Annotated in this window: 17 protein-coding genes; 11 read left to right on the forward strand and 6 right to left on the reverse strand. The window is 69.2% G+C overall.

Annotated features, from left to right (window positions below; genetic code table 11):
• The 4 genes from ACGFZQ_RS42305 to ACGFZQ_RS42320 form a co-directional block, all read right to left on the reverse strand.
• Positions 1-1,854: a peroxidase family protein gene (locus ACGFZQ_RS42305; protein ID WP_393844911.1), complete on the reverse strand. Its 1,854-nt coding sequence runs from the start codon at positions 1,852-1,854 to the stop codon at positions 1-3.
• Complete coding sequence (locus ACGFZQ_RS42310; RefSeq protein WP_393844912.1) at positions 1,851-3,782, reverse strand: GMC family oxidoreductase; 1,932 nt, start codon at positions 3,780-3,782, stop codon at positions 1,851-1,853. The genes ACGFZQ_RS42305 and ACGFZQ_RS42310 overlap by 4 nt, the downstream gene beginning before the upstream one ends.
• Positions 3,779-4,183 carry a hypothetical protein gene (locus tag ACGFZQ_RS42315; protein ID WP_393844913.1) on the reverse strand — a complete coding sequence of 135 codons (405 nt, stop codon included), beginning with the start codon at positions 4,181-4,183 and terminating at the stop codon, positions 3,779-3,781. Before ACGFZQ_RS42315 ends, ACGFZQ_RS42310 begins: the two co-directional genes overlap by 4 nt.
• A 277-nt stretch (positions 4,184-4,460) precedes the next feature.
• On the reverse strand, positions 4,461-6,329 hold the full coding sequence (locus ACGFZQ_RS42320; protein WP_393844914.1) for a DNA/RNA non-specific endonuclease: 1,869 nt from the start codon (positions 6,327-6,329) through the stop codon (positions 4,461-4,463).
• Between the two features lie 1,115 nt (positions 6,330-7,444).
• On the opposite strand from ACGFZQ_RS42320, the gene ACGFZQ_RS42325 reads away from it, so the two are divergent.
• The 9 genes from ACGFZQ_RS42325 to ACGFZQ_RS42365 all read left to right on the forward strand — a co-directional run bounded on the left by ACGFZQ_RS42325 (position 7,445) and on the right by ACGFZQ_RS42365 (position 17,431).
• The gene (locus ACGFZQ_RS42325) at positions 7,445-9,007 is read left to right on the forward strand and encodes an ABC transporter substrate-binding protein (RefSeq protein WP_393844915.1); all 1,563 of its coding nucleotides are present in this window, start codon (positions 7,445-7,447) and stop codon (positions 9,005-9,007) included.
• Between the two features lie 24 nt (positions 9,008-9,031).
• On the forward strand, positions 9,032-9,973 hold the full coding sequence (locus ACGFZQ_RS42330; RefSeq protein WP_393844916.1) for an ABC transporter permease: 942 nt from the start codon (positions 9,032-9,034) through the stop codon (positions 9,971-9,973).
• Positions 9,974-9,999: 26 nt separating this feature from the next.
• A complete protein-coding gene (locus tag ACGFZQ_RS42335; RefSeq protein ID WP_393844917.1) occupies positions 10,000-12,000 on the forward strand; it encodes a dipeptide/oligopeptide/nickel ABC transporter permease/ATP-binding protein in 2,001 nt (666 codons plus the stop codon).
• On the forward strand, positions 11,997-12,812 hold the full coding sequence (locus ACGFZQ_RS42340; protein ID WP_393844918.1) for an ATP-binding cassette domain-containing protein: 816 nt from the start codon (positions 11,997-11,999) through the stop codon (positions 12,810-12,812). Before ACGFZQ_RS42335 ends, ACGFZQ_RS42340 begins: the two co-directional genes overlap by 4 nt.
• Positions 12,813-12,852: 40 nt before the next feature.
• Positions 12,853-14,106 (forward strand): serine hydrolase domain-containing protein, encoded by a 1,254-nt coding sequence (locus tag ACGFZQ_RS42345; RefSeq protein WP_393844919.1) that lies wholly within the window; start codon positions 12,853-12,855, stop codon positions 14,104-14,106.
• Positions 14,107-14,299: 193 nt separating this feature from the next.
• Complete coding sequence (locus ACGFZQ_RS42350) at positions 14,300-14,551, forward strand: hypothetical protein (protein ID WP_393844920.1); 252 nt, start codon at positions 14,300-14,302, stop codon at positions 14,549-14,551.
• Positions 14,552-14,615: 64 nt separating this feature from the next.
• Complete coding sequence (locus ACGFZQ_RS42355) at positions 14,616-14,927, forward strand: hypothetical protein (RefSeq protein ID WP_393844921.1); 312 nt, start codon at positions 14,616-14,618, stop codon at positions 14,925-14,927.
• A gap of 296 nt (positions 14,928-15,223) precedes the next feature.
• Positions 15,224-15,982 (forward strand): IclR family transcriptional regulator, encoded by a 759-nt coding sequence (locus ACGFZQ_RS42360; protein WP_393844922.1) that lies wholly within the window; start codon positions 15,224-15,226, stop codon positions 15,980-15,982.
• Between the two features lie 99 nt (positions 15,983-16,081).
• Positions 16,082-17,431 (forward strand): PP2C family protein-serine/threonine phosphatase, encoded by a 1,350-nt coding sequence (locus ACGFZQ_RS42365; RefSeq protein ID WP_393844923.1) that lies wholly within the window; start codon positions 16,082-16,084, stop codon positions 17,429-17,431.
• Positions 17,432-17,451: 20 nt separating this feature from the next.
• Here the strand turns inward: ACGFZQ_RS42365 and ACGFZQ_RS42370 are convergent, their stop codons facing one another.
• The gene (locus tag ACGFZQ_RS42370; RefSeq protein WP_393844924.1) at positions 17,452-17,877 is read right to left on the reverse strand and encodes an ATP-binding protein; all 426 of its coding nucleotides are present in this window, start codon (positions 17,875-17,877) and stop codon (positions 17,452-17,454) included.
• A 200-nt stretch (positions 17,878-18,077) separates the two neighbouring features.
• On the opposite strand from ACGFZQ_RS42370, the gene ACGFZQ_RS42375 reads away from it, so the two are divergent.
• Positions 18,078-18,845 (forward strand): IclR family transcriptional regulator, encoded by a 768-nt coding sequence (locus ACGFZQ_RS42375; RefSeq protein ID WP_351736422.1) that lies wholly within the window; start codon positions 18,078-18,080, stop codon positions 18,843-18,845.
• Between the two features lie 43 nt (positions 18,846-18,888).
• Entirely contained in the window at positions 18,889-20,409 is a 1,521-nt protein-coding gene (gene glpK / locus ACGFZQ_RS42380; RefSeq protein WP_393844925.1) for a glycerol kinase GlpK, read from the forward strand.
• A 75-nt stretch (positions 20,410-20,484) separates the two neighbouring features.
• Here the strand turns inward: glpK and ACGFZQ_RS42385 are convergent, their stop codons facing one another.
• Positions 20,485-21,210, reverse strand: coding sequence for an NADPH-dependent F420 reductase (locus tag ACGFZQ_RS42385; protein ID WP_393844926.1), 726 nt, complete (start codon positions 21,208-21,210; stop codon positions 20,485-20,487).
• Positions 21,211-21,235 lie beyond the last annotated feature (25 nt).

Genomic DNA, 21,235 nt, shown 5'->3' on the forward strand with positions numbered 1-21,235 from the left:
TCAGATCACCGTCCCTGCGGCGGTGTGCCACGGCACGAAGGCGTTCGTCAGCCCCGAAAGAGCCGTACGCAGCTCCGGGTGGTGGCGCAGCAGCACCGTGATCATGCTGTTGTCGTCGATCCAGGCCATGCCGGCCTTGGAGTACACCTCGGGGGTGTAGTACTCGGTGAAGAAGCGGTCGCTGTTCAGCCGGCGCGAGGCCATCAGGATGAAGATGCGGAACGCCGTGTCGCTGAAGGCGAATCCGGCCGGCAGCTTCTCCGCGTACAGCCCGACCATGAGGTCGACCTTCTCGATGTCGCCGTCGTAGAGCCACTGGATCTGCTCGGCCCACGCCCGGTTCTCCGTCAACTCCAGGAAGTTCGCCGCGGGCTTCAGCCGCAGTAGCCGCCGGAACTCGTTGTAGCGGGGGACGCCCAGTTCCCGGGAGCGCAGGATGTCGGTGGCGGCGAGGTCCTGCAGTTGCCCGTCGGGGCGCTCGAACTCCTGCAGGAACCTGGGGAAGTTGTGCAGGGTGACCAGTCCGGGGTGGAGCGTGCCGAAGCTGTAGAGCAGATCGGCCATCTCGGTGGTCTCCATGACCTTCAGCGCCCCGGGGCCCGCGATGTCGCGGAGGGTGCAGTGGCGCAGGCTCTTGTCGTCGGCGGCCGAGCGCAGGTGCCAGTCGTCGCGGATGAGCGGGTGCATGCGGTAGACGGCCACGAACTCCTCGGTGAGGGAGTACGGGACGCCGTAGTGGTCCGTTTCGCCGCCGGGGATGCCGCTGACGACCTCGCTGTCGCTGACCCGGCCGAAGAGGTTGTGGACACGCTCGCCCGCGATGCCCCACCAGTTGGCGCGCAGCGCCTTGACGGTGGTGGGGTGGCTGATCACGGCAGGCGTCCACTCCACGGTGTGGATCTTGGCGAGGAGCGCGGCGTTGACGAGCCGGGCGCGCTGGAAGAGTTCCTCATCGTTCCAGGACGGGTACGCGCCGTGCAGGTGGTCGCAGATCGCGTTGTGCTCACGGGCGAACAGGTCGTGCATCATGGCGAGGCCCAGCCAGAAGCCGGGGACGTGCGAGGGGTCCCGGGAGGGGTCCGAGGGGATCGGGGACTGCTCGTCGTCCCACAGATGCAACTTGCCCAGCTTGCCGGCGCGCAGCAGGCGCTGCTCTGTCTCGTTCGTCCCGTAGATCTGCGACGCGTCCCACCAGTGGGAGGACACGTTGACGCGGGTGTCGGGTGTCCCGGCCGGCGCCTGCGGGTCGCGGGTCGGGTCGTCCGGGGTCCGCATGATCCGCATGGGGTGTTCCGGCCACGGGTCGTCGTCCATGAGGGGGACTTCCCAGGGCCGTTCCGTGGGGCTGGTCCCGTGGCTGAACCAGTCGCGGACCATGAACTGAAGCCAGGCGGCGACCAGGGAGTTGACCGATTCGGCGGGGGTGAGCCCCTCGCGGGTGAGCACGGCGCGGCTGACCTCGCGCGGGTTCGGCGTGGACAGTACGTCCTCGGGTGCGGTCGGTGCGATCCGGTCCAGCGGGATGTTCCGGCCGAACCTGGTGCCCGCCATGCCCATGCGAGGCTCGTCGAGGTCGTTGTGGCTGCCGTCGGCGGTCCGGTCGACCTTGTGGGTCTCGGAGGGGGGTCCGGGGTCGGGCAGGTTGACCGAGGGCAGCCGGCCGGTGTCGTGGAGGTTCTTCTGCCGAAGCCTGACGCGCAGTCCGAGCAGCGTCACCAGGCCCGGAATGACGGGCAGTCTGTCCCAGCCGATGCGCCGGTCCACCGCTTGGGCGACGGCGGTGATGATCCGCCAGGGCAGTGACGTACGGTATCCGGCCGCGGAACCTCGTGCGGCGCGTCGTTGCTTGCTCATGGCGGTCCTCCTCGGGCGGTTGCTCCTTGGGCGGTTGCGAGGATCACGTCGCTCGCCTTCTCGCTGATCATGTAGATGGGGGCGGCGACGAAGAATCCCGGAATACGGGGGAAGACCGAGGCGTCGACGATCCGCAGGCGGTCCACTCCGCGCACCCGGAACTCGCTGTCGACGACGGCCGAGGGATCGTCCTGCCGTCCCATCCGGCAGGTGCAGGACGCGTGGTGGCCCCAGGCCTCGTCCTGCACGAAACGGCGGACGTCGTCGCGGCCGTCGATCTCCTTGCCGGGCCACAGCTCCTCCAGGATCACGGAGCCGGCCTTGCGGTTCATCCGGCGCACGAACTCGACGGCACCGGCCATGGCGTCGAGATCCACGGCGTCCTTGTCCGTGCCCTCGCCGAAGTAGTGGAAGTTCACCAGCGGGGTGTCACGGGGGTCGGTGGAGCGCAGCCGCACCCGGCCCCCGGTGTTGTGGGTGCGGCTCTTGAGGACGGCCCAGGTGAAACGGTCCTTGTGGAGTGTCAGGTCGAGCGAGTAGCCGGGCCGGTAGCCCCGGAAGTCGAAGGGGCCGCCGAAGATGAACAGGTCGGGTGCGTCCAGCTCCGGACAGGACTTGCGGGTGACACCGACGACGGCGCCGTTGGTCGTGTACAGGCCTTCGCCGCGCCGCCAGGCCCGGTAGCAGTGGTCCGGTTCGGTCCCGGGTCGCGGCGCGTGGAACTCGCAGTCCTTGAGGACCGGGAACTCGCGGTCCATCCGGCTGACCACGCCGACCTCGTACCGGTCCTGGAGATTCGCGCCCACACCCTGGAGGTCGACCCGTACGGGGATGCCGTGCCGCCGCAGCTCCTCACGCGGTCCGATGCCCGAAAGCATCAGCAGTTGGGGGGTGTTGAAGGCACCCGCGGCCAGGATCACCTCATGGGAGGCGAGGACCCTGCGCAGGACCGGCGGCCCGGCGTCCGGCCGGTTCGCGGGGTCGGCCCGGTAGGCGTGCGCTCCGTCCAGATAGTCGACGCCGGCCGCGGTTCCGTTCCCGTCCAGCACGATCCGGGCCGCCAGAGCGTTCGTACGGACCACCAGGCCGGCCGGATGGCATCGCTGTACGGCCTGGATCCGCTCGCGTACGGCGCTGCGCCGCCCGTCCGCGGTGGACAGGGGGATCTGCCAGAGCCCTTGCAGGGCACGCGTCTGAGCCCGCCAGTCGTTGGGGTCGACGAAGGAGCCGAACCCCTCCAGCGGGGACAGCGGCCGGTCGAGGAAGTCGGCCAGGGCGTCCTCCGCGGCCGAGAGGATGACCTTCAGCAACTGTTCGTCCTGGACGGCCAGTCGGGGGTCGGCGAGGGCGGTCGGCAGCCAGCCGTCGAATCCGTGGCGTGCGTCGTTGCGGTAGCGGGCTCCCGTGCCGGGCAGGACCTTCAGCAGCGCGGCCAGCAGCGGATTGGCGGGTGGCTGCTTGGGCCTCGGCCGGTAGGTGCAGCGTTCCAGCCGCTCGAAGTACCGGCGCATGGCCGTGCTGTGCCACGTCGCGTCGCCGGTCTCCTCCGCGATCGCGTCCCAGTCGCGGTTGTACGGATAGACGGTGATCAGCGCGTGGTGCGCGGTGCAGCCGCCGACCGTCCCGGCACGCGGGTAGAGGATGCCCCGGTTCGGGACGAGTTTGCTGTCGCGCTGTTGCTGCGGCTCGTCGGCGTAGTGCCGGACGAAGTAGTTCCAGCACTGGACAGGGTCCTCGGAGGCATCCGCGTGGAAGGCGGGCACCAGGTAGTTGTCGTTCTCCGGGGCGCCGCCCGCCTCGAGCAGCAGGGTGCGCATGCCCGCGGCGGCGAGGTTGGCCGCGAGCGGTCCGCCGCCCGCCCCCGCGCCGACGACGACGTAGTCGAAACCCGTCTCGGCCGGGGGATCGGCACCGGGCCCTCCCGTCACTTCCGCTTCGCCTTCTCCGCGTTGGCGAGCGAGGTGGCGGCCAGGACCGTGTTGGCGGCCGAGATGAGCGTGGTCAGCGCCGCGGTACGCGGGGGAAGCCGGCCGCTCAGGCCCAGCGTGGCCGCCGTCGCCGTGTCACTGCCGTGGATCAGGACGCCGTCGCGCAGGTCCTCCCGCAACCGCTCGTCGCGGTTGGTCAGCAGATCGAGGCCGAGCAGGATCGTACGGATCCCGAAGAGCCGGAAGGCGTACACCGCCGCCGGACTGGGCGGCTCACGATCGGGGTCGAGGCGCCGGATGAGCAGGTCGGGGGCGAGCAGTCCGGTGACCCCGTTGAAGAGCCGGATGCCGGCGAGCGCGTAGACCGAGACAGCGCGAGGATGGGTTTTCTGGGCGGCCATCAGGTCTCCTGACGGTGCGGTGATTCTTGCGGTGACGGGAACTACCGCCGAACCTCCCCGACGAGGGAGAAGACACCCCGAAAAGAGTCCAATTATTACATTATGGGAATCGCGGCTCCCTTGCATCTCGAGCCCCGGGGTTTCACCGGGGTCCAGATGGGCGCGTAGTCCCGCAGGGGGCGAGGTTGAAGACGAGCGTGCCGTGGTTCCTGAGCCGTGAGGAGGTGGCGTGTCCCGCGCGCTGTTGCTCGACGAGACACGCCGGCGGGCCGTCCGGTCAGTCCCAGTGGATGTCGGCCAGGTCGTCCAATGGCCTGCGCTCAGCCACCGCCTCCGGCACGAGCAGGTGGTCGCCCTTGTGAAGGGCGGTGGGGAAGCGGATGTGGACTCGTTCCTCGATCTCGTCGAGGGTGACCTGGAAGACGCGGAACTCGTCGAGGTCCAGGGCTTCGAGCTGGTCCAGGTTCTGCGTGAGCAAGAACGCCTTGGCCTTCAACTCGCCTCGCTCGACGAAGGCGATGACCTTCCAGAACTCACGGGGGACCTTCACGTCCCGGTAGACGCGGTCGTCGTCCTGGAGGACCGGACCTCCGAAGACGCTCACCTTGAGGTCGTCGACGTCGACGTCGGCGAAGATGGCGTCCTCCAGCTCGCCCCACAGGCCCCTCTTGGCGCTCTGGTTGAAGTCGTCCATCTGCGGGGTGATGTTGGTGTAGAAGAACGAATCGGTGTTCGCCTTCTGAGCCTCGGGCATGCTGCCCCAGATCAGGTCCGCACGGCGGGCTATGTGGCCGCGGTCGAGCCGGTTGGCCTCGTACAGTTCGTTCCCGACCTGCGTGTTCGCGGGAAGCCGCGGGTCCTTGGTGAAGGGTATGCCGGACCGGCTGAGCTTCTTGAGGCGCCCGCCGTCGATGTTCCAACCCACCCAGAAGGGGAAGTGCCGCTTCTTGCTGAGGGCCAGCGAGTAGTGCGTGTACGGGATGACCTCGGAGCCACTGAGGCGTATGGCGTCCCCGCTGATCTCCGCGGTCAGCTGCGGTATGTCGATCTGCTCGCTGAGGAAGTCCGGGTTGTAGCCCTGCAGGGGCTGTACCTCCTCGGGAGAGGGCTGCTGCAGGGTGATGTCGAGCTTCTCGAAGACGGAGCCGGCGACGCAGGCCAGCGCGTGGTCGTCGGGGTCGCCGGCGCTTTCGCCGCCGAAGTGCAGTCCGGCGATGACCTTGCTTGCCCGGCCGTTCTGCTTGAACATCCAGATCGCACCCGAGTCACCGCCGCTGCTGATCTGCTTGTCTGCCGCCGGGTGCTCGGTGTCGGGCCCGATCTCGAAACAGCCGATGGTCTTCTCACCGACGTCGCCACCGTAGTCGATCTTGGCCAGGGTGTGGATGCGGCGGACGATCCCGTGGGTGACGCCCGTGGTCCGTCCACTCTTGACGACTTTGTCTCCCAGGGCCGCCTCCCCCAACTCCTGGGGTGCCACGTCAAGTTCCATGATCTTGGGGTCGAAGGTCCGGCCCTCTTCGATGGTGGCCACGGCGCAGTCGCCGGCCGGGCCGAGGTGGGACCGCTTCAGGACGCCGAGGCGGTTGTGGGAGATCTGGTTGTCGTCGAACGGGCCGGGCTGGACGACTTCCTCGCCAAGCTGGCCGTCCGGGCCTTGCAGTACGTGCCAGTTGCTGAGCACGTACGGGGTGCCGTCGGTCCTGTCGAACACGATGCAGCCGATGCTGCCGGCCGTGACCGTCTCACCGCCGACACTGGCCCCGGGGACGATGGGGTTGAGACGGGTCTTCCGCTGCGGCTTCTCGGCCTCCGCGACCACGCGGAACTGGGGCTGGTAGCTGCGTTCGATGACGTCGGTCGGCACCTCCACCCCGTCCACCGTGACGGTCTCCGGTATCCGGGTCGTGCCCAGCGCCTCAAGGGCTTCCGGCTCGGCCTTCCTGTCGACCGTGAATTGCAGGGCGATCTGTTTCCCGCGGGTGCCGTTCTTGAGCTTGTGCCCGATCCCGACGGACGACACGTTGGGGTCTGCGAGCAGGTCCGGACCGCGCGTGCGGATGTACTGCTTCAAGGAGTCGATCAGCTTGTCCTGGGAGGACGCCGATTTCCTCGGCGCCGACGCAGTGCGCTTGTTGTTGGGCATGAAAGGGAGACGTCCCTTCGCGGAGGAGGAGAACGGCTCGCGCAATGCACCGCGGACCGGTCAGAGCGGGTGCGGCGGCGCTGCGAGCGTCCGCTGGCCATCACTCATCGAAACAGGGCCACGAGGCGTGCGTCTCGATATATTGGCCCAAAAGGGGCATGGTCTGGAGGCCCCTCGTGAGCAGCGCTTCGGGGGATCGGGGTGAACGGCGGAGTGTCGTGGTTTAACGGGCGGGCGGGACAGACCCCTACCGCCTTGTCGACGAGGTCGCTTGGGGCCACTGTCGCGGCGGGGAGTACCGCGACCACGGCGATGGCCACCGCTGACTCATCCAACGGTACCGGCGGCCAGTGGCCCAACAGCGGGCGAGGGTGATGGGCTGGTCTGGGCAGGCGGCTAGGCGTAGGGGAGTGCGGCCTGCTCGGCCGGGTTGACGGTCGGCTGGTAGCGGGTCCTTGTCGGCGTTGCCGAGCCTGAAGGCGTGACGTCGGGCGGTCAGTCCCGCTGTCCGCTGAAGTCCTGGAAGGTCGGCTGCCTGGACATGGCGGGCCGGCGCATCACCAGAACCGTCACCGCGATGAGCGATCAGTGAGCGGACGTGCCCGGGGGAGTCGCGCCTGATCTGGCCGGCGGTCCGCTCAGCGGACTACCTCGGTTCGGGGATCGGACCGGTTGGCCGAATAATGAGCGAACTCGATTTCAGGGGCTCCGCTGAGAGGCGGCTTCATGCGTCATACCGCCGCGAAAGCACCGACCGCACCCGTCGCGCCCCACGCCTTACTCAGGCCGACCTCCACAAGAGTCGACTGAGCAGCGTCCTCGCAGCACTGGGTGCAGTACCACGAACACCGGCCTCAGGAGTCCGGCCCCTACTCAACGTGCCGCGTCCGCGCCACCCGTCGGCGGAGGCAGTCCACACGAACACGGCTCGGATGTTCCGCATCCAGCCGGGACATGCCTGCGGCTTTCCGGACACCCACCCACTCAGAGACCGTCCTGCCGTCCTCAACCTCGCGCGGACCCACACCACGGAGCGTCCACCATGACGGTGGCCTCCTTCCCCACGCCCGGTGAACCCCGCGTTCCCATTCGCTGCCTCAACGCCGGAGGTTCAGATGACACGCTCGCGTCTTACTCTCACAGTCACGGCCGGTGCCGCCGGGCTCGCGCTCCTGACCACCGCGTGCGGTGGTGGAAACAGCGCTTCGTCCGGCACCGCGAAAGCCCAGGACCCGAACGTCCTGACGGTCGCCTCGGCGATCGCGCCCAACAGCCTCAACCCGGCTCTGGGCGGTTCCTCCGACCCGCAGCAGTACTTCTTCGAGCTGGCGTACGACACGCTGATCCGCCAAGACCCGAACGGGAAGTACACGCCTGCCCTCGCGACCAAATGGGGCTTCGTCGGCTCCGACAGCAAGACCTTCGACATCACCCTGCGGTCGGGCGTGAAATTCAACGACGGCTCCGCACTCACCGCCGACGGCGTGAAGAAATCGCTTCAGTACTACGCCAAGGCCGGCGGTCCACTGGCGGCCGACCTGGCCCCCGTGGGATCGATCGACGTCCTCTCCCCTCTCAAGCTCCGCCTCCACCTCAAGACGTCCGATCCGCTGATGCCGCTCTATCTCTCCAGACCGACAACCGGGGAGATCATCAGCCCCACCGGCCTCGAGAAGACGAGCGAACTCGGGACCACCACGCACGGCGCCGGGCCGTACATGATCGACGCGTCGGGGACCGTCTCCGGCCAGACCTATACGTACGTCCCCAACCCCACGTACTACGACAAGTCGCGAGTGCACTGGAAGAAGGTCGTCGTCAAGGTCATCAAGGACGAGAACACCACGCTCAGCGCCTTCCGCTCCGGGGAGGTCGACTACGCGCTCGGCGACTCCACGACCGCGAAATCCGCGAAGTCCGCCGGATTCCAGGTCCTTTCGAGCCCCTACTCGATCATGCAGCTGATGATCCAGGACCGGGCGGGCACCATGGTCAAGGCCCTGGGCGACCTGCGGGTACGGCAGGCCATGATGTACGGCATCAACCGGGACTCGATCGCCAAGGCCCTGTACGGCACGTACGCCAAGGGCTGGGACTATCCCGTTCTCGCCGACACGAGCGGCTACACCCAGGGCAGCGAAGGAAAGTACGCCTACGACGTCGCCAAGGCCAAGAAGCTTCTGGCGGAGGCCGGTTACCCCAACGGCTTCACCCTGCCCATCACCGTGAACCTCACGGGCGTCGGAGAGTCCCAGGCCGCGGAGGCCTTCGCCGCGGAGATGGCGAACATCGGCATCAACGTCAAGATCAACGTCCCGGCGAACGTGAACGAGCTCTTCTCCACCTACGCGAAGTACGCGGGGATGATGTTCGACTACGGCGCCGGAATCGCCCCGCCGTACGCCCAGGGCAACGATCTCCTGTACAGCTGGGGCAACCCGCTCAAGGTCAACGACAAGCAGCTCGACACGCTCTACGGCCAGGCGGCCTCCGCGCCGACCGCCCAGCTCCAGGAGCAGGGCTGGCAGAAGTTCGAACAGCGCCTGTCCGACCTGTCCTGGACGATCCCGATGGTCTCCATGGAGAAGATCGTCTACGTACGGCCCGGCCTGAAGGGCGTCGACCTCTCGACCACGAACCTCACGCCGGATCTGACGTCCCTGTACGCCGCCAAGTGACCCCAACCAGAAAGGCATCACGTCATGTGGCGTACCAGCGGAATGCGGATCGTGCAGGCTGTGCCGTTGCTGCTCTTCGTCTCGGCCCTCACCTTCTTCCTCCAGTTGTTCATTCCGGGTGACGCCGCCCGGTCCATCGGAGGTCTGACCGCCTCACCCCAGGCGATCGCCGCGCTGCGGCACCGCCTCCACCTCGACCAGCCGGTCTGGGAGCGCTACTGGGCCTGGCTGAAGGACGCGGTCCACGGCGACCTCGGGCGGTCGATCAGCAGCAACGAGTCGGTTTCGGGTGCCCTCGACACCCGGCTCGGAGTGACGCTCTCCCTGGTGATCGCGACCACCCTCCTCGCGCTGGTCGTCGGAGTCGTACTGGGCATGGCCAGCGCCCGGGGTGGCCGCACCACGCGGCTCGCCGCGGACAGCGCCTCCATCGCCGGCATGACCATCCCCGCCTTCTGGGTCGGTCTGCTGGGCATCTGGATCTTCAACACCCGGTTCGGCCTGCTGCCCGCCAACGGATACGTGTTCTTCGGGACGTCCGCCGGTGACTGGGCGCGCTCGCTGGTACTGCCGGTGGCCGCCCTGGCCTTCGCCCTGGTCACGGTGATCGCCAAGCAGACGCGCGAGCAGTTCGCCGACGTGCTGAGCCGGGACTTCGTACGGAATCTGCGGGCCAACGGCGTCAGCGAGCGCTCGATCCTGTTCAAGCACGCTCTGCGGCACATCTCCGTCACGGTCCTGACCGTGGCGGGGAACAACCTGATCGGACTCCTCGGATCGGCTGTGGTGATCGAGGAACTCTTCGGCCTGCCCGGCCTGGGCAGCGCGGCGGTCACGGCCGCGTCCAGCGGCGACATTCCGGTCATCCAGGGAGTGGCGGTGTACTTCACCCTCATCGTGGTCGGACTGAATCTCCTGCTCGACCTCGCCATCGGCTGGCTCAACCCACAGGCGGTCGCCGCATGAGCACACAGCAGACATCGGAGACTTCGATGACGAACCCCGAGCATCCCGAACAGGCCGAGAGCGCTCCGGTCGATCTCGCCTCCGCCCCGGCGCACCCGCCTCACGTGTCCGTCCTGCGCCGCGTCCTGCGCCGGCCGCGCATCGCGATTCCGGCCGTGATCCTGCTCCTGGAACTGATCGCGTCGTTCGGTGCCCGGTGGCTCGCACCGTACCCACCGCAGCAGGCGGACTTCACCGCGGCACTGACCGGGCCGAGCGCGAAGCACCTGCTCGGCACCGACCGACTCGGCCGCGATGTGCTGTCACGTCTGATGCACGGCGGCTCGGACACGTTCCGGGAGATCGCCATCGCCGTGCTGATCACCCTGGTGATCGCGGTTCCCCTCGGCCTGGTCGCCGGTCTGCGTCGGGGCCGTGTCGACGCGGTGCTGATGCGGCTGGCCGACGTGGTGATGTCGATCCCCGGCATCATTCTGCTGCTGATCGTGCTGGCCCTGTTCTCGCAGAGCATGACCGCGGCCATGGTCGTGATCGGCCTGCTGTCGGTACCCGGCATGATGCGGGTCGTCCGGTCGGCGTCGCTGACGGTCGGCCGGGAGACCTACGTCGCCGCGGCGCGGGTGTCCGGGCTCGGTACCTGGCGGGTGGCCCGCCGGCACGTGCTGCCGCGGATCACCGGCCTGATCCTGGTGAACGCGGCGCTGGCGTGTGTGAACACCCTGCTCATCGCGTCCGGCCTGAACGCCATCGGCCTCGGGGTGAAGCCGCCCGCTCCGTCCTGGGGCGGCATGATGGCCGACGCCGCGCAGACTCTGAACGAGAGCCTCTGGCTGGCCATCCCGACCGGCGGTCTGGTCGCCGTCACGGCCGCGGCGCTGATCGTCCTCGGCGACGGCCTGCGCGACATGCTCGCCGAGCGCTGGTCCGGTGCGTCACATACGACGCCGGCCCGGCGCCGCAAGGCATCCGCCCCGGCGATGGCCGCCGCGGCGGTGCCGGAGTCCGACGACGCCTGGCCGCTGGCGGAGCCGAATCCGGTCGTACGGCTCACCAAGGTGACTGTCACCGCGGACACCGAGCACGGTGAGGTCGACCTGATCAGCGACGTGAGCCTGTCCGTGGGGCAGGGCCGCACGGTGGGACTGGTCGGCGAATCCGGCTGCGGGAAGTCCATGACCGGGCTGGCGTTGCTCGGCCTGCTGCCGAGCGGGGCCCGCGTCTCCTCGGGCACGGTCGAGATCGACGGCACCGACGTCGGCTCGTTCTCCGCGACCCGGTGGCGGGCACTGCGCGGCGGCACCATCGCCTTCATCTCGCAGGAGCCCATGGTCGGCCTCGACCCCCTGTTCACCATCGGCCACCTGCTGCGCGAGGCGGTGCGCACCCACGAGAAGCTCTCCCGCAAGGAAGCCACGCTCCGGGCCCGTGAGCTGCTCGCCCAGGTACAACTCCCCGATCCGGACCGGGTCCTGAAGCTGCGCCCGTCGCAGATCTCCGGCGGTATGGCGCAGCGCGTCTCCATCGCCGTAGCGCTGGCGGGGCGTCCGCGCATCCTTGTCGCCGACGAACCGACCACCGCGCTCGACGTCACCGTCCAGCGCGAGATCGTCCAGCTGCTGCGCACGATCCAGCGGGACACGGGCATGGCACTGCTGATGATCAGTCACGACTGGGACGTCATCGCGGAGGCCTGTGACACCGCCCTGGTCATGTACGCGGGCCAGGTGGTGGAGGCCGGTCCGACGGACCGCGTCATGGCCGCGCCGATGCACCCGTACACCCGCAAGCTGCTCGCCGCGAATCCGCGGCTGGCGACGGTGGGCGAGCCGATTCCCACCATCCCCGGCACCGTGCCACCCCCCGGGCAGTGGCCTCTCGGCTGTCACTTCGCCGACCGGTGCCCCGACCGTGTCGCCCGGTGCACCGAGGCACCGATCGCCCTGACACAGCCCGATGACCAGGGTGTCGCCCGCTGCGTCCTGGCAGGCGAAGAGCTGGGCGAAGAGCTGCTGGAGGTGTCCTCGTGAGCACGACCGAAGTGAGCACGACCGAACGGCCCCTGCTCGACATCCGCGACCTGTCGGTGTCGTACCACCGTCGCGGCAAGGGTACCCCGGCCATCCGGGACGTGTCCCTGGACATCCGGCCCGGCGAGACCGTCGCCCTGGTCGGGGAGTCCGGCTCCGGCAAGTCCACCCTGGGCCGTGCCGTGCTCGGTCTGACGGCCGCCACGCAGGGCACGCTCCTCTTCGACGGCCAGGACATCACCCATGCCGGCGCCGCCCGCCGCAGGGAACTGAGCAAGAGCATCCAGGCCGTCTTCCAGGACCCCAACGGTTCGCTCAATCCGGCGCTGACCGTGGGCCAGACCCTGGCCGAACCGCTTCTGGTGCATTCGCGTGACGAGCGGGCCGTGGTCCTGGAACGGGTACGGGAGGTGCTGGCGCTGGTGGGGCTGCCGGCCGCGGCGGCCGACCGCTATCCGCGCCAGTTCTCCGGAGGCCAGCGGCAGCGGATCGCGATCGCCCGGGCTCTGGTGATGTCGCCGAAACTCATCGTGTGCGACGAGCCGGTCAGCGCGCTCGACCTGTCGGTCCAGGCACAAATCCTGAACCTCTTCACCGACCTCCAACGGGAGACGGGCGTCAGCTACCTGTTCATCTCCCACGACCTCGCCGTGGTCCGGCACCTCGCCCAGCGGATCGTCGTTCTGTACCGCGGTGACGTCGTGGAGCGGGGAACGACCGAGGAGGTCTACGCCGACGCGGAACATCCCTACACACGACGGCTGTTGGCGGCGGCCGGGGTCGGCGGAACCCCGGCTCCCGTCGCCCGTTGACGCGGACAGCGGTCCCCAACTCCACTACTCGGAGGCACACATGCAGCAGTTCGCCGACGGTTTCGGCGTCACCAAGCCCCCGGAGCAGTCCGGTTTCAGCGCCGAACGCCTGGGGCGGATCAGCGAGTTCTTCGACCGGCAGACCGATCTCGGGGTCATCCCGGGATGGTCGGCGCTCGTGGCCCGCGACGGAGAACCCGTGTATGCGGCGGGCGGCGGACTCCGGGACCTCGAACTCGGACTGCCGGTCGAGCCCACCACCCTGTGGCGTCTCTACTCCATGACGAAACCGGTGACGTCCGTCGCCGTCATGATGCTGGTGGAGCGGGGGCTGATCGGACTCGACGACCCGGTCAGCGCGTACATTCCCGAGTTCGCGGACATGGCGGTGTACGACGGCGGGTCACCGGGGAGCGTGCGGGTCCGCCCGGCCGCTCACCCGGTGACCGTGGGCCACCTGCTCACGCACACCGCCGGGCTGACCCTGGGGCTGGCCCACATGAACCCGGTGGACGCGCTGTACCGCCAGGCGGGCCAGGACGTGCTTCCGCTGCCGGGCACCACACTCCGGCAGATGTGTGCCGATGTGGGCGGGCTGCCGCTGCTGTTCGAACCGGGCACCGCGTGGAACTACTCCCTCGGTGTCGACATCCTGGGCAGGATCATCGAGGTCTGCAGCGGCGAGACCCTCGACAGGTTCATGGAGACCAACGTGCTCGGCCCGCTCAGGATGACCGACACGACGTTCTCGCTCGCACCGGAGCGGGTGACGGACCTGGCCGAGGTCTACAGCCCGGAACCCGAATCGGGCCGACTGGCCGTGAACGAGGAACTGCGGCCCACGTTTCGCGAGCCGGCGCAGTTCCCGTCCGGCAGCGGCGTTCCGGGGCTGGTGTCGACCCTGGCGGACTACCACCGGTTCGCCACCATGCTCGTGCGCGGCGGCGAACTGGACGGCGAGCGGCTGCTCGGCCCCCGGACGCTCGCGCTCATGACGACCAACCACCTGCCCGGCGGCGCCGATCTCAACTCCTTCGGGCTGTACCCCGACGACGAACACCGCGGCTGTGGGTTCGGGCTGGGGTTCTATGTCGTCACGGATCCCGTGGCCGCGGGTTCGTTCGGCAACAAGGGGGAGTTCGGCTGGTCCGGTGCGGCGAACACCCACTTCTTCGTGGACCCGGTCGACGGTGTCACGGCCGTGTTCTGCACCCAGGTGGTCACCTGGGGCAAGCACCGCCCGCCCCTGCGCCGCCAGTTGCGGACCCTCGTGTACCAGGCCATGACCACCTGAACGGCGTCGGGACGCCGCACCCACGATGACGGTTACTGCTCCCCACCCAGATCCAGAACCTCGACGCCACCGCGAAGGAATCGAACCTCGCGCCGGTGACGATGACCTCGTCGACCGTCACGCTCTTCGCCCAGCCGATCATCGGTGCCCTCTCGGACCGCACCCGGGGCCGTCTGGGCCGCCGCACCCCTGGATGCTGTTCGGCGCCGTGGGCGCCACCCTCGCCCTGCTGGCCATCTCGCACGCCACCACCCTGCTGTGGCTCACGCTGCTGTGGGTTGCCGTCCAGGTACTGCTGAACGTCATCCAGGCCCCGCTGACCGCCGTCATGGCCGACCGGGTGGCTCCCCGCCGGTTCGGCATGGTCTCCGCCTTCGTCGGCCTCGGCTCCAACCTCGGCGCCACCCACGGCTTCGGGTCCGAGGCCGTGCCGGGCCAGCGTTGACGCCGTCTTCCGTGGCCCCTCCCTCGCCCTCGCCGAGGCCCGCGCACAGCACGAACTCCCCACCTTGCTTTATCACTTCACCTGGGGCAGCGCCGGCCATTGCATCGAGATCCCGTTCGCCTTCGACCTCCTGAACGCCGAACGCGTCACGGCCGCGACGGGCCCGTATCCACCGCAGTCCCTCGCCGACGCGATACACAGCGCCTGGGTCGCCTTCGTCCGCGACCTGGACCCGGGCCCCCACTGGCCCCGCTACACCCAAAGGCGCCGCACCACGATGACCTGGGACACCACCCCGCACAGCCTCGACGACCCACTGAGCGCCGAACGCCGTATATGGACCACGCCTTCGACACCTCCACAGCGGCCGATGTGATCCCCACACGCCGGCAACACGGTGTCGACGACAAAGACGATGTCCGAGGGGCGATGCCGCCCGTACTCGACGGCGAAGACCGAGGTGATCGACGCAGCCGGACGTCGCGTTCCCGCGAAACGGTGCGCCTGGTCGTCGGGGCGCTCGCCCACGTGGCCGTCGAGCATATGGCGCGGGAGGACACGCGAGCCTCCCGCCGGACACCTGGTCGGGAACAGCCGGCCGCAGACGGTGCCACATGGTGTTCGCGAGAGCTGCGCCTTGCCCGCGGCGGGCGACCGGCGCACGCTGGTGGCATGAGCGTTCACGAGAGCCCCACGCTCATCATGTCGGTACAGCGTGCCTTCCGCCTGCTGGAGGCGGTGAGCGCCCACGAGAACGGCGCGCCGGCGAAACAACTGGCACGTGAGACGGAGCTGCCTCTGGCGACCGCCTACCACCTGTTGCGGACACTGGTCCACGACGGATACCTGCGGAAGCTGGGCGACGGCGGCTTCGTCCTGGGTGACAAGTTGCAGACCCTGCACACCGCGGGTCGCGTGCAGGCGCTGCTCACCCGCGTCCGGCCGACACTCGCCGCGCTCCGCGACGAGCTGGCCGCCGCCACCTACCTCACGTTCTACGAGGAGGGCGAGATCAGTGTCGCCGAGATCGTCGACGGCCCCCGCGCGCCCCGGGTCGACCTCTGGGTGGGATTCGAGGACGCGGGACACGCCACCGCGCTGGGCAAGTCCGTACTGCGCGAACTGGACAACGACGCCCGCCGTGACTACCTCTCCCGGCACGATCTCGCCGATCTGACGCCACGGACCATCACCAGCCTCCCGGAACTGCTCCGCAGGCTCGAGTCCTCCCCCATGGCTCCGGCCGTCACCGACGTCGAGGAGTACGCCCTCGGCACGGTGTGCGTCGCCGTACCCATCTACCGTGGTGACGTCCTCGGCTCGCTCGGCGTCTCCCTCCCGGCGGATCGGCTCCCCCGACTCACGGAGATCGGGGCCCGCCTGTTCCCCATCGCCGACCGCGTGACCAGAGGCCTCTCGCTCACTATCTGAAAATCCTCTCCTTGTGGCTTACCGACCGAACCTCTTTCCTGGATGAAACGGATAAGTCGGGAGTAAAGCCCCCTGTAGGTGAGGATTGCGGACAGCGACATGAGGCAGGCGCGAGACCATGGTGGCGGCCACTGGCCGTTGCGGCCGCTCAGCGAACGGCGGGCGGGCCCGGGGGCGGCGGTTCCCAAACGCGCCGCCGCCCCGTTGGCCGCCGGTATTCCCGTTGTCCCGGTTCTGGTCGTCTCCGGCATCGTGTTCGTGGACGTCTTCGGCGGATCAGGGATCTTCTGGCTGCCGTTGCTGGCGGCCGGGCCGGCTCTGGCCGCCAGCACCAACGGTCCCCGGGGCGTCCTGTGCGTGGGACTCCTCGCCGGGGTGCTGGGCGCGACCCTGGGTACCAGGGAGGGGGGTCCGGGGCACGAGCTGGCGGCCGTGCTCTCGGCCCTGCTGGCCGTCACTCTGGCGAGTGCCCTGGCCAGCGCACTGCGCGGCCGTCGGGAACGGGTGCTCGCCGCCGTCCGCTCGGTCGCCGAGGCCGCCCAGCACGCGGTTCTCAAACCCATCCCGGAGACCGTGGGCCCGTTCCGGGTCGCGGTCCGCTACAGCGCCGCGGCGGCGGAAGCCCGAATAGGCGGTGATCTCTACGCCCTCGTGCCCACCCCGCACGGGGTGCGGCTGATCGTCGGCGACGTACGCGGCAAGGGGCTGACGGCGGTGGAGATCGCCGCTCTCGTCCTCGGTGTCTTTCGCGAGGCAGCCTATGACGAGCCCGATCTGCTCGCTGTCGTCGGCAGGATCGAGCGGAGTCTGGCGCGCAACCTGGGGCCCGACGACTTCGTCACCGCCGTGGTCGTCGGACACCCGAGCCCGGGGCAACTGGAAGTGGTCAACTGCGGACATGCGCCTCCGCTGCTGATACCCGCGTCAGGAGGCGTCGTCGCGGTCGAAGCCACCCGTCCGGCTCCGCCCCTCGGCCTGCGCGCCCTCGTCGACGAGCCCCCCTGCCTCGAGATCCTGCCGTTCTCCGACGGAGATCAGCTGCTGCTCTACACCGACGGGGTCACCGAGGCCCGCGACCGTGCCCGTGAGTTCTACCCGCTGGCCCAAAGAGTGGCCCACCACGTGTCCGACGAGCCGGAACACGTCCTCTCCGCGGTCCACGACGAACTGCTGGCACATGTGGGTGGCCGGCTGCACGATGACGCGGCGCTGCTCCTGCTCCGTAGGGAGACCCTGGACGAACCGGTCACGTCCGAGTCGGCGGTACCGGGAGCGGCCGTCCCGGAACCGGGAGACCAGGTCGGACGAGGGTCCGTTTCAGTGGTGTCGAGCTGCCGGTCAGCCGCCGGGGGCCGGACGGTGGAGGGCGACCGGCCGAGCGGAGCGGCGCCGCGTTCATATCGGGTCAGGGCCGCTGACGGTACGGGAGCCGGCATCGGCACCCTTTGAGCGACCAGCACCGCGCCCGGTCACACCGCGACGAGATCGGCCCACCGGGTGATCCCGCCCGGCCGGACCTCAATGCCGTACCGAGTGGCCAGCGCGTGGACGATTTCCTCGCCCCGGCCGTGCTCGTCCGGGTCGATCCCCGCGGGCGGTTGTCCCGCCGTACGTGCGGGCCCCGCGTCGGTGACCTCGATGCGCAGGGTGCCGAGCCCGGCCTCGCGGATCCACGAAAGCCGCAGCACCGCCGGGGGCACGGCATGGACGATCGCGTTGGTGAGGAGTTCCGACACCACCAGCAGCGCGTCCTCGACGATCTCCGGTGACACCTTCCAGGCGGCCAGGACAGCGCCTGCCCGGCGACGTACGTCCGGGACGGCAGCGGCGAAGGGCGGCATCGGCAGGACCTGTTCGGATGCCCCCCGTACCAGGGTGTTGAGCTGTACCGCCATCTTGTGTCTCCAGAGGTGAGCGCCACAGGCCCCGCGTCAGACGCCTCGGCGCTTTGCCGGGCCTCTTAGCACGCTAAGGAGCCACGCCGGGTCGGTCAATGAATGGCGGTCGGCATTACCGAACGCCGCTGCCCGCTCCGGTGCCGCGGCGGCCCCCCGCACGTACGGCAGACCGTCCGCGACGGTAATAAGCTCGCTTCATGGCCGGTCCGGTCCAGTCGATCGAACGGGCGGCCGCGATTCTGCGCCTGCTCGCAGGTGGGCCTCGCCGACTCGGGCTCGGAGAGGTGGCGGCCTCCCTCGGGCTGGCCAAGGGGACCGCGCACGGCATTCTGCGCACACTCCAGCACGTGGATTTCGTGGAGCAGGACGCGACGACCGGAAAGTACCAGCTCGGAGCTGCCCTGCTGCACCTCGGCACAAGTTATCTCGACGTCAACGAGTTGCGGTCCCGATCCATCAACTGGGCCGACGCCCTGGCCGCCCGCAGTGGGGAAGCGGTACGCCTGGGCACCCCCCTGGAAGGCATGGTCCTGGTCGTCCACCACGTGTTCCGGCCCGACGACACGCTCCAGACTCTGGACGTGGGCTCGCTGCTGCCGTTGCACGCCTCCTCGCTGGGCAAGGTGCTGCTGGCGTATGGGACGGCGCCTCTCGCATCCGCCGTGGATTCGGGCCTGGAGGCCTACACGCGGCACACCCTGGTCACCCAGGAGCAACTCACCCGGGCACTCGCCGAGGTCCGGGAACTGGGCTGGGCCGCCGAGATACAGGAGATGAGCATGGGGGAGGCCGGGCTCGCCGTGCCGATCCGCGGGCATGGCGGCCTGGTCGTCGGCGCCATCGGGCTGTCCGGTCCGGTCGAGCGGGTCTGTGACAGCCAGGGCCACCCCCGGACCGGCCTGATCACGCTGATCCGTGAGGCGGCGCGGGCGATCTCCAGAGACCTGGGCGCCGCCCGCTGGTAAGGCCCCGGCTACCTCCGCGATCCATCGGAAGGCGGACCCGATCATGGTGGAACGGTATGTGATGTCCATCGATCAGGGCACCAATTCCACGCGATGCATCCTGTTCGACCGGGGCGGGCGCCTGGTGTCCGTCGCGCAGAGAGAGCACCAGCAGCACTTCCCCAGGCCCGGCTGGGTCGAGCACGACGCCGTCGAGATCTGGCACAACCTGCGACGTGTGGTGTCCGAGGCCATGGCCGGAGCCGGTACGGCCGTCGACGCGGGACAGGTCGCCGCCATCGGCGTGGCCAACCAGCGGGAGACGACGGTGCTCTGGGACCGGCATACGGGAGTCCCGCTGGGCCGGGCGATCGTCTGGCAGGACACGCGCACGGCGCCGCTCGTCGAGGAGCTCAGAAACCGGCCCGGAGAGGAGTTCTTCCTCGACCGGTGCGGTCTGCCGCCCTCCACCTACTTCTCGGCGCTGCGGATCCGCTGGTTGTTCGACCACGTCAAGGGCCTGGAACAGCGCGCGAAGGACGGTGAGGTGCTGTTCGGCACGATGGAGAGCTGGCTGATCTGGAACCTCACCGGCGGTGCCGACGGCGGTCTGCACATCACCGACGCGACCAACGCCAGTCGCACCATGCTGATGAACATCCGCACCCTCACCTGGGACCAGGAACTTCTGGCGTTCTTCGGCGTGCCCCGTCCGATGCTGCCCGAGATCCGGTCCAACGCGGAGACCTACGACGAGGCCCATGCGCTGCTCCCCGGCGTTCCCATCACAGCCGCACTCGGCGACCAGCAGGCGGCGCTCTTCGGCCAGACCTGCTTCTCCCCGGGAGAAGCCAAGTGCACGTACGGAACGGGCAGCTTTCTGCTGCTCAACACGGGTACCGAGGTCATACGGTCCCGGCACGGACTGCTCACGACGGTCGCCTACAAGATCGGGGACCGGAAACCCGTCTATGCCCTGGAAGGGTCGATAGCCGTCACCGGCGCACTGGTCCAGTGGTTCCGCGACCGGCTGGGACTGATCAACAGCGCGCCGGAGATCGAAACGCTCGCGCGGACCGTCGAGGACAACGGCGGCTGCTACATCGTCCCCGCCTTCTCCGGGCTGTTCGCACCCCGCTGGCGCAGCGACGCACGCGGCGTCATCGTCGGCCTCACCTCCTACATCACCAGCGGGCACCTGGCCCGGGCCGTCCTGGAGGCCACGGGGTGGCAGACGCGTGAGGTCGTCGACGCCATGAACGCCGACTCCTCGGTCGCGTTGAAGGAGCTGAAGGTGGACGGCGGCATGACGGCGGACAACCTGCTCATGCAGTTCGTCGCCGACGTACTCGACGTGCCCGTCGTACGGCCCATGGTCTCCGAGACGGTCTCCCTGGGCGCCGGCTACGCCGCCGGGCTCGCCGCCGGCTACTGGCCGGACCTCGAGGTCCTGCGCCGTAACTGGCACCCTGCCGCTCGCTGGCTGCCCCGAATGGACCCCGGCCACCGGGAGTCGGAGTACGACAACTGGCAGCGGGCCGTCGAACGGTCGCTGGGCTGGATCAGAGCGCCCCGATCTTCCTGACCGCACAGCCACTCACGGTGAGTGACGGCCTTCGGTGCTTTTCACCAGGCCCGCAGCCGGCCGGATCGGGCCAGGTCAGGCGGCGCGTCCGGTCGACGTCCCGGCAGCGGTCCGGGCGCTGATCACGGTGCGTCCGCGGTCGGATGCCGGGAAGCGGTCGAGCATCGCGCGCAGTTCGTCGGCGCCGACGTTGGCGCCGAAGGGCTCGGTACCCGGTTCGAGCCGTACCCCCTCGGCGAGCGGGCCCGCCAGGACGGGGTCGAAGCCGAGAGCATCGACGAGGTGGGCGACCACGGCGAGGCCGTCCGGATCGTCACCGGCGATCGCGAGCGCCTTGCGCCCCGGCGTCCCCGCGGGCTGCGCGCCGTCCTCGAGGTCGTGGTACCCCATGTGGTTGAACGCCTTGATCACGCGCGCACCGGGCAGGTACGCCTGCACGGTCTCGCTCGAAGAGGTGAGCGGGTCGGTGAGGTCCTCGCGGCTGCCGTCGACCTCCCACCAGTAGTTCATCGCGTCGATGACGAGCTTGTCCCGGAGCGCCTCGGCGGGAATGCTGCGGTACTTGCCGAGCGGGAGCGCCAGGATGACCACGTCCGCCTCCGCCATGGCCCGTGCGGCGGTGACCGGGACAGCGCCGGGGGTGAGGACCTCGACGGTGAGGGCGATCCCGGCGGGGTCGCCCGACCCGGCGATGAGCACGCGGTAGCCGGCCGCCAGGGCGAGCCGTCCCAGGACGGTCCCGACCTTCCCCGCGCCCAGGATGCCGACCGTGCGCACGGCAGCCGCGGTGGTGGTGTCCATTTCTTCTCCGTTTCCCGTCCGTTCT

The sequence above is a fragment of the Streptomyces sp. NPDC048254 genome, assembly GCF_043201895.1.
GTDB lineage: Bacteria > Actinomycetota > Actinomycetes > Streptomycetales > Streptomycetaceae > Streptomyces.